Source organism: Candidatus Caldatribacterium saccharofermentans, assembly GCF_050267035.1.
GTDB lineage: Bacteria > Atribacterota > Atribacteria > Atribacterales > Caldatribacteriaceae > Caldatribacterium > Caldatribacterium saccharofermentans.
In genome coordinates this window covers 2,153,717-2,167,063 of record NZ_CP187957.1, presented here as the reverse complement: position 1 = coordinate 2,167,063, position 13,347 = coordinate 2,153,717, and the positions used below count along the sequence as shown (strand labels likewise).

The window sequence follows — 13,347 nt, the reverse complement described above, 5'->3', positions numbered from 1 at the left end:
ACATGCGCGTTGCACTCCTTGGATCTACAGGCTTTCTTGGGGAACAGATTCTTGAGGTTCTCAGTATGCACCATGACTTTGAGGTTGTGCTCCTTGGAGGTTTCCGCAATGTTCCAAAACTCCTCAACCAGGCAGCTTCTTTCCGTCCCCAGTACGTTTACAGTCCCCACCTTGAAGGACTCTCCATCCCCTTTCACGCCCTTACTCGCGGCAAGGAGCTTGAAACAGTCCTTCTTTCTGATGAAGTAGAAGGAGTTTTCTTCGCCGCAAGTGGTATCGCCTTTTTCGAGACCTTTCTTAAGCTTTTGCGAACAGGAAAAACCATCTGGGTGGGAAGTAAGGAGCTCCTGATTCTTGCAGGGGACTTGGAGGGCAGTGGGTTGCTTTTGCGGTATCCCCATCTCATTCCTCTGGATAGCGAGCACAATGCCCTCTGGCAGATGCTCCAGTTACTCCCCAGGGAAGAGATTGCCAAAGTGTACATTACTGCTTCCGGAGGACCCTTCTACGAATGGCAGGGGTCCTTTGCCGACATTACCCCCGAGATGGCCCTGGCCCACCCAAACTGGAAGATGGGAGCCAAAATCACCGTAGACTCTGCGAACCTGGTGAACAAGGGCCTTGAGGTGATGGAGGCCTTTTTCCTTTTCGATATTCCCCAGGAGAAAATCGACGTGCTCATCCAGCGCGAAAGCGTGGTCCACGCTTTGATAGAGATGAAGGATGGTTTTGTCTTTGGAGTTTTTGCCCCTCCTGACATGCGCCTTGTCATCCAAAATGCCATCTCTCCGAGAAGACTCGAACACCCTTTCCAGCGTCTTCGCTTCACGGAATTCCGTGCCCTGCATTTTGATTATCCAGTCCCCCAGAGATTCCAGGGTTTTTACCTGGCACTGTACGCCCTTTCCAGGGGTCGGGGCTACCCCACGCTTTTTTGCGGTGCTGATGAGGCGTGTGTACATCATTTCCTGACGCGGAATATTTCCTTTGAAGACATTCCCGTAATTCTAGAGCAGGTTCTTGACCAGGACGTGTCTCCTCCCCAGAGTGTCCATGAGATCCAGCGCCTCTTCCAGTTGGGATTCTCTAAAGCTGAAGCACTAATTCGTCGAAGGAGCGTCCTGCAGTGATCACTGTTTTTGCCTTTATTTTTGTCCTGAGCCTCCTTGTTCTTGCCCATGAGTGCGGCCACTTCCTCATGGCCCGCCGTTTCGGGATCAGGGTCCTGCACTTTGCCCTGGGATATGGGCCGAAAATCGTCTCCTGGATGTGGGAGGGTGTAGAGTTTTCCATCCGGATGCTCCCCCTTGGAGGATACGTCCGTATGGCGGGGATGGAAGGCAACCTCATCGAGGGTCCAGGAGAATTCTCTGTCCCCTCTTCGGAGCGCTTCGATGCGAAACCCCTCTGGCAGAGAAGCCTCGTCGTCCTTGCCGGTCCCCTGATGAACCTTATCCTTTCGGTGTTTCTCCTCTTCATCGTCTTCAGCATTTCGGGCATTCCCACAGGGCGAATTGCGGTTCTTGAGGTGATGCCCGGCGGCCCCGCCGAAAAGAGTGGCATCCAGAAAGGGGACGTCCTTATCGCGGTGAATGGAAGACCGGTGGAACGTATAGAAGAGGTCACCCAGACCATTTCCACAAGCCCGGGGAAGACCGTAGTCCTCACCCTGGAACGAAAAGGGAGCATCGTGGAGATTCCTGTGGTTCCTGAATGGAGTCCGGAGGAGCAACGAGCTCTTATCCGGGTGGTGTTCGGTGGAGAGAGCAGGAGATACCACCCTCTGGTGACAGTGGCAAAAAGCACCATAACAGTGCTTGAATGGTTTGTGCTGAGCCTTCTTGGGGTTCTGTACACTATTACAGGGAAATTCCCTCTCGAGGTCACCGGACCCCTGGGCATAGCGCAAATGGCAGGACAGGCAGCGGCTTTTGGTTTTGTGAACCTCCTGGCCTTTGCAGCGGTAATTAGCGTTTTCCTAGCCCTCTTCAACCTCTTTCCCATCCCGGTTCTTGATGGAGGCCACTTGCTCATTTTCCTCTATGAGAAAGTGAGGGGTCGACCCCTTGAGGAAGAAAAGAAAGGTATAATATATCTCATTGGTATCGTCTTTATCTTTCTTCTTTCCATCTTCGTCACTTACCAGGATGTTCTTAGAATCGTAACGAGAAAATGAAGCGGCGGAGAACTCAGGAAGTTCCTCTCGGTTCCCTGACAGTTGGAGGAGATTCCCCTGTATGGGTAGAAGCCATGGGAAGAAGGCCCCCGGGGGAGTGGGTGAGCTGTCTGCAGGAGATTGAGGAAGCCTTCTCCCAGGGTTGCGAGATTTTCCGGGTTGCTGTTTTCGATGAGCGTGGTGTTTCGGGTCTTCGAGAGATCAAAAAACGACGTAGAGACCTCCCTCTTGTGGCGGACATCCATTTCACACTCCAGCTTGCCTTCCAGGCCATTGAGGCTGGGGTTGACGCAATCCGCATCAATCCTGGCACCGCCCGTGACGTCGGTCTTTTGGAATCCTTGATCGACTTTGCCCGGGACCGGGGGGTTACACTTCGCATCGGGGCAAACACGGGTTCTCTTCCCCCGTCTCTGCGCGGGAAGAAAAGAAACGAAGCACTGGTTGAGAGTGTTGGTCTGTGCGTGGAGTTAGCAGAGAAGAAAAACATGCGCCGCCTGATCCTCTCGGCAAAGTCCCCCGATATCGAGGAAACCATAGAGGTGTACCGGAGGTTGAGCAAGACCTTTCCATATCCACTGCACATTGGACTGACCGAAGCGGGGGGTGGGCTTGAGGGTATTGTGAAATCTTCCGTGGCGCTGGGGGTGCTCCTTGCCGAGGGTATCGGAGATACCCTCCGGGTGTCCCTGACGTCACAAAACCCTGTTCTTGAAGTGAAAGTGGGATGGGAAATCCTTGAAGCCCTCAACATACGGTCGCGGGGTGTGACCGTTATCTCTTGCCCGACCTGTGCCCGGGTTAGGGGAAATGTGGTATTATGTGTCCAGAAGTTTCGAAGGGCCATTGCGCCCTTGGAGAAGGTCGCCAGAAAGACACCGCTTAAAGTGGCCATTATGGGGTGTGAAGTGAACGGTCCAGGAGAAGCCAGAGAAGCTGATTTTGGTCTTGCCTTGAGTTCAGGTGGGAAAGCAGCGCTCTTTGTCCGGGGTACGGTGACTGCTGTGGTACCACAGGAAGAGGCCTTGGAGAAGCTCATTGATCTTGTCGGGAAAGCAATTCAGAAAGGGGAGGAGAGAAGTCGGTGAGGATGTCCTTGCTCTTTGCTCCAACTATGAAAGAAGACCCCCAGGAAGCAGAGGTTGCGAGTCATCGCCTGATGCTCCGAGGGGGTTTCATCCGCCAGCTCTCAGCCGGAGTGTACACTTTTCTGCCCCTGGGGTGGCGAACACTGGAGAAAATCATCCGCATCGTCCGGGAAGAAATGAACCGGGCAGGGGGTCAGGAGCTCCTCATGCCTGCCATGCAGCCCGCAGAGCTCTGGAAAGAGACCGGTCGCTGGGATTTGTATGGGCCGGAGCTTGTTCGCTTCCAGGACCGGAGAGGAAGAGACTTTTGCCTTGGTCCCACCCACGAAGAGGTCATCACCGATCTTGCCCGGAGGGAAATCCGCTCGTACCGTCAGCTTCCCCTCATGCTGTACCAGATTCAAACGAAGTTCCGGGACGAAATCCGCCCGCGCTTTGGCATCATGCGGGCACGGGAGTTCATCATGAAAGACCTCTACAGCTTCGATCGAGATGTGGAAGGGCTACGGGTGAGCTATCAGAAAATGTACGAAGCGTACTGCCGCGTTTTCAGCCGCTGCGGGCTCCGGTATATTGCCGTTCCGGCGGAAAGCGGGGTGATTGGAGGAGACGTTTCTCACGAATTTCTCATCCTCGCAGAATCCGGGGAGGAGAAGGTCTTCGTTTGCCCAAGCTGCAACAGTGCCACTACGGTCGAGGAAGCCCTGTGCCCCCAGTGTGGAGGTTTTTTAGAGGAGAAGCGGGGTATTGAAGTCGGTCACATTTTCCAGCTGGGAACAAAGTACAGCGAACCCATGAAGGCCTATTTCGTTGACCGGGATGGGAAAGAAAAACCTCTGGTCATGGGTTGCTATGGAATAGGGATTGGGCGGACCATGGCAGCAGCCATTGAGGCCAACCACGACGAGAAAGGCATCTGCTGGCCGATCTCTCTTGCGCCCTATGAGGTCGTGGTCATTCCAGTCAACATGAAAAAGGAAGGGCATCGCCAGGCAGCCGAAGAACTCTATGGAAAGCTGCGCCAGTCTGGCTTTGAGGTTGTCATTGACGACCGGGAAGAAAGCGCGGGGTACAAGTTCACCGAGGCAGACCTCATTGGTTTTCCGCTTCACATTATTGTGGGGGAGAGGATGGAACGGAACGGAAGGGTTGAGGTCAAGCTTCGCAAAACTCATGAGCGCTTTGAGGTCCAGAAGGACGACGTGTGTGAGCTCCTTGAAAAGATTCGAAAGGAGCTTCTGGGGTAGCGATGGAGGAGAAAGAAACCTCGAAAAGCATGAAAACCACAGCCATTATCGCTGCGTACAATGAGGAGAAGACCATTGGCCCTATTCTTGACGTGCTCCGGGAAAGTCCCCTGATTGACCAGATTGTGGTGGTCAGCGATGGATCCACAGACCGAACTGTGGAGATTGCCCGCAGCAAAGGGGCGGAGGTTGTCGAACTTTTACATAATGTCGGAAAGGGTGGAGCTCTGTACCGCGGACTCGAGTACATCCGCTGTCACGTGGTGCTCCTCCTTGATGCCGACCTCATTGGACTGAACCCAAAGCACATTGAGTCCCTCGTTGAACCGGTGCTCCGGGGGGAGGCCGATGTGGCCATTGGAGTCTTTGAGGAGGGGAGACTGGCCACAGACCTTGCGCAGAAGATTGCTCCCTTCCTGTCCGGGCAGAGGGCCATTCGCACGGACATCCTGCAGAATATCCCGGATATGGAAGTCACCCGTTACGGGGTTGAGGTGGCCATCAACAGGTATGTTCGGAGGAATGGTGTCCGGGTGAAGCTGGTAAAGCTTCCGGGACTCACCCATGTGATGAAGGAGGAGAAGCTTGGGCTTGTTCGGGGCCTGCGGGAACGAATGAAAATGTACTGGGAAATCTTCAAGAACCTCTACCGGAGGGTTGACGGAGACAGAAGATGAAGGACAACCGTTCCGGAATCCTTGTGTTCGTAGAGCGTCCTCCTTTCTCAGAGTCTTCTGAGTCCCTTGTGGAGGAAACGATAGAGATTGCAAGGAGTGCGGGTCGAAGCATTGCTCTTGTTGTCCCATGCAGGGTACGAACCCCCTTTCCCCGGTATTACCTCAGCAAGGGCAAAGTGGAAGAGATTCGGGAACTCGTCGCGGCTCATGCTCCAGACTTTGTTCTCATCAACGTTGAGATTACCCCTTCCCAGCAGCGGAATCTCGAGGAGGTATGGGGGATTCCGGTATGCACCAAGCAGGCAGTAATCCATGAAATCTTCGCCCAGCGAGCCAGAACAGCTCAGGGGAAAATCAAGGTAGAACTCGCTCGCCTTCGTTATGAACTGAGCCGCCTCACGGGGAAAGGAACGGAGCTTTCCCGAACCGGGGGTGGCATCGGGACAAGGGGTCCAGGGGAACAGAAAATCGAGGTGGAGCGGAGGAAAATTAAGGATCGTATTGCCTTCCTGACCCGGGAATTGAGGAGAACTGAGCAGCAGACTTTCACACAGAAAAGCCTTCGAAGGAAGTTGGGAGCACTTCAGGTGGCCATTGTGGGATACACCAATGCCGGGAAATCCACGCTCATGAACGCCCTCACCGGTTCCAGGGTCTATGCCGAGGCACGGATGTTTGCCACCCTTGACCCCACATCGAGGAGGCTCTTTGTTCCCGGTATCGGAGACGTTATCCTTATCGATACGGTAGGGTTCATCCGGGAAATGCCGGAAACCCTTAAGGATGCCTTCCGAAGCACCCTGGAAGAGGTAAAGGAAGCGGATGTGATCCTCGAAGTTATTGATGTTGCAGACCCTGATTATGTCAATCACTTTCGGGTGGTCAGCGAGACCCTCCGGGAGATTGGCGCCGAAAATCTTCCAAAGATTCTCGTCTTGAACAAGGTCGACCTTCTTGAAGAGCTCCCGTTGCTTGAGTACGACATGCGAACCGCACATCCTTATGTGTTTGTCTCTGCAAAGAAAAAAATTGGTCTTGACCGTCTTCTCGAGGCAATTGCTCAAGCGCTCCAGCCAAAAGTTGCGGAGGTTCACCTGGAGGTTGCCCCAGAGCAACTTCCCCTTGTGCGGCAGCGACTGTCTTTCCGGGGGTACATCCGGCACTTCGAACCCCTGGAGAACGGGGGAATTGCCCTGGACTGTGTTGTTCAGCGCGAATTCCTCGCCAGGCTCCACACGCTTGTGGTTTCCCGGTAGCTCTTAACTTCCCATAATGTATATTATGTTAAATCATTACTCCTGAGCAAGCTGCCGCATTTTCTCCACAAAGTTCAGCTGAAGATTGGAAAGGTGGAATTCAAGTTCCCGAATCTCCTCTGCCTCAAGATCCCGCTTCATGGCCTCAAGGATAACAGAAAAAAGATCGATGGCTTTTCGCGCCTCCTCAAGGTCCACAAGGATCTGCCCGTTCTCGGGATGCACCATGAGCCCGAGATACTGCCAGGCCTTGGCTGAAAGGAGGTTCAGGAAGTAGTAACCGAGATCTTTGATTTTCCCAGGTTGTGCAGTCTTCTCTTCCATGGCCTATCCCCCCTCAAGATGGACCCTGACAAAATGATATACTTCTTCTGCAAGCTTCAGGAGATTTCCATCCTCAGGAGAAAACCAGGTGATGGGCATTTTCCGGAACCAGTTCATCTGCCTTTTCACAAACGTCAGAGTTCCCCGAACAATCTCTTCCTTTGCGGTGGCAAGGGAACATCGACCTTCGAGAAAATCAACAACAGGACGATAAGTGAAGTTCTCAAGCGCTGGAATCGGCGGGCGATATCCCCGCTCGAAAAGGCGCTGAACTTCCTCGACAATACCCTGGCGGAACATCTCCTCCACCCGTTCTCTGATTCGCTCCCTGAGCTTTTCTTTGCTCCAGGAAATCCCGACAAGGAGGTACTGAGAAGTCCAGGGCCTTTGGGAGGGTGTTCTCTTTTCCGAAGGCATCCTCAATGTGAGCAGGAAAATCTCAAGAGCGCGGATGAGCCGTTTTCGGTCCTTCTTTCCTATCTTTCTGGCTCGATGGGGATCAACGCTTACAAGGAGCGCGTAGAGTTTTTCCGTCGGTATTCGCTCAAGGACCCGGCGAAGGTTACGATCCTGCGGTGCTCCCCATCCTGGAATACCGTGAAAAAGCGTGTTCAGATAGAACGCCGTACCGCCCACAACCACCGGAAGACACCCTCGCAGGGAAATCTCGCGGAACAAACGAAGGGCTTCTCTGCGGAATTCGTAAGCGCTCCACCGTTCCCGGGGATCCAGAAAATCGATGAGATGATGGGGAATGCGTTGCCTGACCTCAAGAGGAGGCTTTGCCGTTCCGATGTCGAGGTACCTGTACACCGCCAGGGAATCGGCAGAAACGATCTCCACGTTCTGGAAACGCTCAGCAAGGCCTATTGAAAGCGCCGTCTTTCCGCTTGATGTGGGGCCAAGGATGCAGAGGACAGGTTTAGTTTTTTCCGTCATCCCGACACAATACAGGAATACCGATGCACTTCCCCTGGGAATTCCTGGCAAGACGAACCTCCAGGAAGCTCCCCGCCCGGAGGTTTTCTCCACCCTCCAAGAAAACCCTCAGGTTCTCCCGAGTCCGGGCTATGAGTTCTCCATCTTCTTCAAGGAGCAGAACCTCCGTCACCCTTCCCTCGTGGACACGGAGGCGGTGAAGATAAGCCTCCCGTAGCCTGTCATTCAGCACTCGCAGCCGTTCTTTTTTCACTTCCTGGGGAACATCGTCTTTGAGCTGTGCAGCTTTTGTGCGGGGGCGAGGAGAATACGCATAGGTATAGGCGATCTCAAATTGCACCTCCCGAACAACCCTGAGGGTTTCAGCAAAATCGTCCTCGCTTTCTGTGGGGAACCCCACGATGATGTCCGTGCCAATGGCTGCCTCGGGAATACGTTCACGAATGAAGGAGGCTATTCGCAGATACTCCTTCTGGGTGTATCCCCGGTTCATGAGGGCAAGGATTCTGTCTGAACCGGCCTGGAGAGGAAGGTGGAAGTACGGGCAGAGTATGCGGCTTCCCCGCACAATTTCCACGATTTCCCTTCGCATATCCCGGGGGTGAGAGGTGATGAAGCGAACCCAGATTTTCTCTCCTCCGAAACGACGTTCGATATCTTCAAGAAGGCTCTCGAAAGCCTGGGGATTCCCAAGGTCCTTGCCGTAGCTATTGACGTTCTGCCCCAGGAGAATGATTTCCCGAAAGCCCTCGCGAACGACTTCCTCAAGCTCCTCAAGAATCACATCGTGGGGCTTGCTCCGCTGAGGGCCAGTCGTATATGGCACGACACAGTAGCTACAGAAATTATTGCACCCGAAAGCAATCGGGAGGTAAGTGGAAACCCTTCCTTTCCGCCGGTATCCCCTCTCGGTGAAGTGCGGCGAGGGAGGTGAGAAGACAACCTTCCGTTCCCCCGTGTTGCAGGCCTCCCGAACAAGGGAAGGGAGTTCATCAATGTTGTGGGTTCCGGTGAGAACCCTCACATACGGGAGGCGAACAAGAAGTTCCTCCCGCAAGAGCTCGCTCATACACCCGCAGAGAACGACGCAAGGGGGCTTTCCTCTTCTCTGCAGCGCAGCGTGATAGAGATGGGCAATAACCCCAACAGCCCTTGTCACAGCATGTTCCCGGACAGCGCAGGTGTTGAAAACGAGCACGTCTGCCTCCTCCTCTTCCTGGGCTTCAGAGAAACCATCCTGAAGGAAGAGGTGGAGGAGGTGCTCAGAACGGCTTTTATTCATCTGGCAGCCAAAGGTTACCACCGCAACAGAAAGCCTATCCTCCATTGCTTTCCCCAGAAGAGAAAAACAAAAAGGAAACCCGCCTATTCCTCGGGAATAGGCAGAAAGAGAAAGCCTGCTCTTCTCGAGCAGGCTTTCTCTTTCTTAATCGTTTCGGGGCTTGACAATAAGCTTGATTGCCGTCCGTTCTTCCCCATCGATGGTCACGTCGGTAAAGGCAGGAATGCACACAAGATCAATACCACTTGGAGCAACGTATCCTCGGGCAATGGCAATAGCCTTAATCGCTTGATTCACTGCCCCTGCCCCTATGGCCTGTATTTCTGCCACACCCTTTTCCCGGATTGCACCTGCCAAGGCACCGGCAACCGCATTAGGATTGGACTTTGAGGATACCTTGAGAACGTCCATCGTCGATTCCCCCTTGTCCACAAGATGAAAGATTTCGTTTCTCCTTCCACATCAAGTACTCAAACGTGCTCCGCAAGGGGTACAGAAAGACGGAAAATCTTCTGCGCTTTTCCTGTAGTGTCATCCACCTCCACGACAATGCCATTGAGCTTCACGTTTTCCTTAGCCACTCGGTACTTCACTGGCATTTGTGTGAGGAACCTTCCAACGATGTCTGCTATCTCAATCCCGATGACCGAATCGTGAGCACCTGTCATACCAATGTCGGTGATGTACGCCGTTCCCTGGGGTAGGATACGTTCATCGGCCGTGGCCACATGGGTATGGGTTCCAAACACACACGAGACCTTTCCATCCAAAAACCACCCCATCGCTATTTTTTCCGACGAGGCTTCAGCGTGGAAGTCCACAAGGATAAGCCGCGTCTCCTCATGGAGATATTTGAGCTCCTCTTCCATCCTGCGAAAGGGGCAATCCAAAGGAGGCATGAACACACGACCACTGAGGTTCACAACTGCCCAAACCTTCCCCCCCTTTTCTAAGATAAGCGATCCCCTCCCTGGAACACCATCGGGGTAATTCAGGGGACGGAGGAGACGGGGCTGATGCTCGATATAAGAAACAATTTCCTTCTTGTCCCAGATATGGTTACCCGTGGTGATCACATCCACCCCGTACCCCAGAATTTCCTCACAGACCTCCGGTGTTATCCCCAAGCCTCCTGCAGCATTCTCGCCATTGACGATGACAGCGTCAACCTGTAGTTCCTCCCGAAGCGACGAGAGCTTCTCTCGAAGCACCCGTCGCCCTGGTTTCCCTACCACGTCCCCTACGATGAGGAATCTCAAGTACTCATCCTCCTCCACTACTTGGCGTATTCAACAGCCCGGGTTTCCCGAATAACCGTCACCTTAATCTGTCCCGGGTACTCCAGCTCTTTCTCGATTCGCTTCACCACGTCTCGAGCGAGTTTTGCCGCACCAGCGTCGTCAATCCGGTCTGGCTTCACGATAATGCGAACCTCGCGACCTGCCTGAATGGCATAGGCCTTTTCCACGCCTTCGAAGGAATCTGCGATCTTTTCCAGACGCTCCAGGCGCTTGATGTACGCCTCAAGGCTCTCTCTTCGTGCTCCAGGACGCGATGCCGAGATGGCATCTGCTGCCTGCACAAGCACAGCCTCAAGGGTCTGAGGTTCGACATCGCCGTGGTGCGCTTCAACGGCATGGATAACTTCCCACTTCTCTCCATACCTTCCGAGGAGCTCTGCTCCAATCTTTGCGTGGGGTCCTTCGACTTCGTGGTCCAGGGCTTTGCCGATATCATGCAGAAGTCCTGCTCGCTTTGCCACTTGCACGTTGGCCCCGAGTTCTGCTGCCATCATGCCGGCGAAGTACGCTACTTCCTTGGCGTGTTGCAGAACATTCTGCCCGTAACTCGTACGGAAGTAGAGCTTCCCCAGGAGCTTCACGAGCTCCGGGTTCATGTTCTTGATGCCGGTATCAAAGAGGGCCTGTTCTCCCTCCTGGAGGATCTTCTCCTCAACCTGGGCTTTGGCCTTTTCGATGAGCTCCTCGATACGAGCAGGATGAATACGACCATCCATGATGAGCTTTTCAAGGGCGATGCGAGCAACCTCCCGTCGTATGGGGTCAAAGCATGAGATAATGACGGCTTCTGGCGTATCGTCAATAATCAGGTCGACCCCGGTCATCATCTCAAAGGTCCGGATGTTCCTTCCCTCGCGGCCAATGATGCGCCCCTTCATCTCGTCGTTGGGAAGTGCTACCACGGATACCGTACTCTCTACCGTAAAGTCTGCAGCGTAGCGCTGGATAGCCTGACCCACAATATCTCGAGCAATCCTTTCTGCTTCTTTCTTCGCCCGTTCTTCAGCCTCCTTTATTTTTAAACCCACCTCATACTCTAAGGTTTTCTCCACACGTTCCAGAAGTTCTCGTTGCGCCTCTTCCACAGAGAGCCCCGCAATACGAGAAAGCTCTTGGATCTCTCTCGCCTTCAAGGCTTCGACTTCTTGTCTTTCCCGCTCAAGGGCTTCCTGAGCCTTCCGGAGAGCGTTCTCCGATCTCTCAAGTTGCTCCATCCGGCGCTCCAGCATCTCCTCCCGTCGAAGAAGACGGCCCTCGAGGTTCTGCAGTTCTTTCCGCTTCCGCTGAATCTCTTCTTCAAGCGCCTGTTTTTCCCGGAGGACTTCTTCTTTTGCCGAAAGGAGCGCTTCCTTCTTCAGGTTCTCTGCCTGACGGGCAGCCTCCTCAAGCATTCCCCGAACCTGAAGCTCCACGCTCTCCCTTCGTCTCTTAAGCTGGAAGTTCACGAGGAACATACCTGCTACGAACCCTATTGCCGCTCCTAAAAAGATGTATATCGGCCCCATAGGCTGGATTCACCCCTTATTTACTTTTCAATGTGCGGAACAAGCCTTGGAAATATTCTAATCGCCCCGGAAGGGCAAGTCAAGGACGGTGAGAACCGAAAAAGAGCGACCATCCCCACTCGATGGCCTCTTCCGCAAACCCCCTGGTCCTGAGACGACGCCAGAACCGCTCACGGTCTTCCTCCCTGGCTTGCCAAAAGGACAACAACCTCACCACGTCTTCAACCTCGGCCTCAAGAGGGTAGACGCTGCGGAGTTCGGCAAGGAGCGGCGAGGGAATACCTCTTTCCTTGAGCTCATGGCGCAGTGCAAAGAACCCTCTGGGGTTTCTCTGGCGCCGCTCCTCGACATACGTACTTACGTAGGCCTGGTCATCGAGGTACCCTTTCTCAGAAAGCAGGGCAATCGTTTCTTCTAAAACTGCATCAGGGAACCCCTCGCGTCGCAGAGCCTCCCGGACTTCCCAGGACGTGCACATCCTCCGAGCAAGTTTTCGCAGTGCCCGTTTTATGGCTTCATCAATCGTTAAGGGCAATTTTCGGATCAATTCCCATCTTCTCCAGGGAAGCCAAAAGAATCTTCTGGGCAATTTCGGGATTCTCTTTCAGGAACTGGCGCACTCCTTCCCGTCCCTGTCCCAGCCGGTACTCACCAAAGGTGTACCAGCTTCCCGAACGCTTGACCACTCCCGTTCCCTCAGCAAGGCCCAGGATTTCTCCCTCCCTCGATATACCTTCTCCATAGAAGAGCTCAAGTTCTGCTTCTTTGAAGGGAGCGGCAAGCTTGTTCTTAACCACCCGCACCCTTGTCCACGCTCCGACGATCTGGTCGCCTCCCCCGATCCGTATGTAGTCTCTTTTGCGAACATCGAGCCGGACCGAAGCGTAGAACTTGAGCGCCCTTCCTCCCGGGGTGGTTTCAGAGGGGCCGTAGTTTGTGCCAATCTTCTCGCGGAGCTGGTTGACAAAGATCGCCACGGTCTTCGTCTTGCTGATATACCCTGTGAGTCGGCGAAGGGCCTGGGACATGAGTCTTGCCTGGAGGCCAACCGTAGGTTCTCCAATACCTCCTTCAAGTTCCATCCGTGGGGCAAGTGCTGCCACAGAGTCCAGGACCACAATGTCGATGCTGCCGCTGCGCACCAAGGTATCCACGATGTCCAAAGCCTCCTCAGCCGTTGAAGGCTGCGAGATAAGGAGCCTGTCCACCTGAACCCCTATGCGGCTCGCATAAGCAGGGTCAAGGGCGTGCTCAGCGTCGATAAAAGCTGCAATGCCACCCTTCTTCTGAGCCTCAGCAATGGCATGGAGGGCGATGGTGGTTTTTCCTGAAGCCTCCGGTCCGAAGATTTCCACCACCCGGCCTCTGGGAAACCCCCCAACCCCTAGAGCAATGTTGAGGAGGATTGATCCAGTCTTGATCACCTCCACGTCAGCAGCAAGCACATTCTGGGAAAGGAACATGATAGCCCCTTTTCCGTACTTCTTCTCTATGATGCTCATGGCCTGCTTGATGATTTCTTCCCTATTGTCCCTTCCCGCCTCGTTCATAG

General features: G+C 54.0%; 14 protein-coding genes. 6 read left to right on the top strand and 8 right to left on the bottom strand.

What is annotated here, in order from left to right:
* The first annotated feature begins 2 nt into the window (after nucleotides 1–2).
* The 6 genes from ACPT9Q_RS11060 to hflX are packed head-to-tail and all read left to right on the top strand — an operon-like array spanning nucleotide 3 to nucleotide 6,444.
* Entirely contained in the window at nucleotides 3–1,130 is a 1,128-nt protein-coding gene (locus tag ACPT9Q_RS11060) for a hypothetical protein (RefSeq protein ID WP_017873249.1), read from the top strand.
* A complete protein-coding gene (gene rseP, locus ACPT9Q_RS11055) occupies nucleotides 1,127–2,176 on the top strand; it encodes an RIP metalloprotease RseP (RefSeq protein ID WP_017873248.1) in 1,050 nt (349 codons plus the stop codon). Before ACPT9Q_RS11060 ends, rseP begins: the two co-directional genes overlap by 4 nt.
* Nucleotides 2,173–3,264, top strand: a complete 1,092-nt coding sequence (gene ispG, locus ACPT9Q_RS11050) for a flavodoxin-dependent (E)-4-hydroxy-3-methylbut-2-enyl-diphosphate synthase (RefSeq protein WP_427365875.1) — start codon at nucleotides 2,173–2,175, stop codon at nucleotides 3,262–3,264. Before rseP ends, ispG begins: the two co-directional genes overlap by 4 nt.
* The gene (gene proS, locus ACPT9Q_RS11045) at nucleotides 3,261–4,511 is read left to right on the top strand and encodes a proline--tRNA ligase (protein WP_017873246.1); all 1,251 of its coding nucleotides are present in this window, start codon (nucleotides 3,261–3,263) and stop codon (nucleotides 4,509–4,511) included. The genes ispG and proS overlap by 4 nt, the downstream gene beginning before the upstream one ends.
* A 2-nt stretch (nucleotides 4,512–4,513) precedes the next feature.
* Nucleotides 4,514–5,188, top strand: coding sequence for a glycosyltransferase (locus ACPT9Q_RS11040; RefSeq protein ID WP_017873245.1), 675 nt, complete (start codon nucleotides 4,514–4,516; stop codon nucleotides 5,186–5,188).
* Complete coding sequence (hflX, locus tag ACPT9Q_RS11035) at nucleotides 5,185–6,444, top strand: GTPase HflX (protein ID WP_427365874.1); 1,260 nt, start codon at nucleotides 5,185–5,187, stop codon at nucleotides 6,442–6,444. The genes ACPT9Q_RS11040 and hflX overlap by 4 nt, the downstream gene beginning before the upstream one ends.
* Before the next feature lie 36 nt (nucleotides 6,445–6,480).
* Here the strand turns inward: hflX and ACPT9Q_RS11030 are convergent, their stop codons facing one another.
* The 8 genes from ACPT9Q_RS11030 to recA all read right to left on the bottom strand — a co-directional run bounded on the left by ACPT9Q_RS11030 (nucleotide 6,481) and on the right by recA (nucleotide 13,345).
* Nucleotides 6,481–6,768: a DUF1844 domain-containing protein gene (locus ACPT9Q_RS11030; RefSeq protein ID WP_017873243.1), complete on the bottom strand. Its 288-nt coding sequence runs from the start codon at nucleotides 6,766–6,768 to the stop codon at nucleotides 6,481–6,483.
* 3 nt (nucleotides 6,769–6,771) lie between these two features.
* On the bottom strand, nucleotides 6,772–7,707 hold the full coding sequence (miaA, locus tag ACPT9Q_RS11025) for a tRNA (adenosine(37)-N6)-dimethylallyltransferase MiaA (protein ID WP_427365873.1): 936 nt from the start codon (nucleotides 7,705–7,707) through the stop codon (nucleotides 6,772–6,774).
* Entirely contained in the window at nucleotides 7,691–9,034 is a 1,344-nt protein-coding gene (gene miaB, locus ACPT9Q_RS11020) for a tRNA (N6-isopentenyl adenosine(37)-C2)-methylthiotransferase MiaB (protein ID WP_427365872.1), read from the bottom strand. Before miaB ends, miaA begins: the two co-directional genes overlap by 17 nt.
* Before the next feature lie 99 nt (nucleotides 9,035–9,133).
* A complete protein-coding gene (locus ACPT9Q_RS11015; protein ID WP_017872579.1) occupies nucleotides 9,134–9,400 on the bottom strand; it encodes a stage V sporulation protein S in 267 nt (88 codons plus the stop codon).
* Between the two features lie 59 nt (nucleotides 9,401–9,459).
* Nucleotides 9,460–10,248, bottom strand: a complete 789-nt coding sequence (locus ACPT9Q_RS11010; RefSeq protein ID WP_427365871.1) for a TIGR00282 family metallophosphoesterase — start codon at nucleotides 10,246–10,248, stop codon at nucleotides 9,460–9,462.
* 17 nt (nucleotides 10,249–10,265) lie between these two features.
* A complete protein-coding gene (gene rny, locus ACPT9Q_RS11005) occupies nucleotides 10,266–11,795 on the bottom strand; it encodes a ribonuclease Y (protein ID WP_038304453.1) in 1,530 nt (509 codons plus the stop codon).
* A gap of 79 nt (nucleotides 11,796–11,874) precedes the next feature.
* On the bottom strand, nucleotides 11,875–12,342 hold the full coding sequence (locus ACPT9Q_RS11000; RefSeq protein ID WP_427365870.1) for a regulatory protein RecX: 468 nt from the start codon (nucleotides 12,340–12,342) through the stop codon (nucleotides 11,875–11,877).
* Nucleotides 12,314–13,345 (bottom strand): recombinase RecA, encoded by a 1,032-nt coding sequence (gene recA / locus ACPT9Q_RS10995; protein WP_017872583.1) that lies wholly within the window; start codon nucleotides 13,343–13,345, stop codon nucleotides 12,314–12,316. The genes ACPT9Q_RS11000 and recA overlap by 29 nt, the downstream gene beginning before the upstream one ends.
* Nucleotides 13,346–13,347: the final 2 nt, after the last annotated feature.

Excerpts from the sequence above, each read along its gene's own strand:
- miaA (WP_427365873.1), bottom strand. The coding sequence starts at position 7,707 with ATGACGGAAAAAACTAAACCTGTCCTCTGCATCCTTGGCCCCACATCA.
- recA (WP_017872583.1), bottom strand. The coding sequence starts at position 13,345 with ATGAACGAGGCGGGAAGGGACAATAGGGAAGAAATCATCAAGCAGGCC.
- ACPT9Q_RS11060 (WP_017873249.1), top strand. The coding sequence starts at position 3 with ATGCGCGTTGCACTCCTTGGATCTACAGGCTTTCTTGGGGAACAGATT.
- ACPT9Q_RS11030 (WP_017873243.1), bottom strand. The coding sequence starts at position 6,768 with ATGGAAGAGAAGACTGCACAACCTGGGAAAATCAAAGATCTCGGTTAC.
- hflX (WP_427365874.1), top strand. The coding sequence starts at position 5,185 with ATGAAGGACAACCGTTCCGGAATCCTTGTGTTCGTAGAGCGTCCTCCT.
- miaB (WP_427365872.1), bottom strand. The coding sequence starts at position 9,034 with ATGGAGGATAGGCTTTCTGTTGCGGTGGTAACCTTTGGCTGCCAGATG.
- ACPT9Q_RS11015 (WP_017872579.1), bottom strand. The coding sequence starts at position 9,400 with ATGGACGTTCTCAAGGTATCCTCAAAGTCCAATCCTAATGCGGTTGCC.
- ACPT9Q_RS11040 (WP_017873245.1), top strand. The coding sequence starts at position 4,514 with ATGGAGGAGAAAGAAACCTCGAAAAGCATGAAAACCACAGCCATTATC.
- rny (WP_038304453.1), bottom strand. The coding sequence starts at position 11,795 with ATGGGGCCGATATACATCTTTTTAGGAGCGGCAATAGGGTTCGTAGCA.
- ispG (WP_427365875.1), top strand. The coding sequence starts at position 2,173 with ATGAAGCGGCGGAGAACTCAGGAAGTTCCTCTCGGTTCCCTGACAGTT.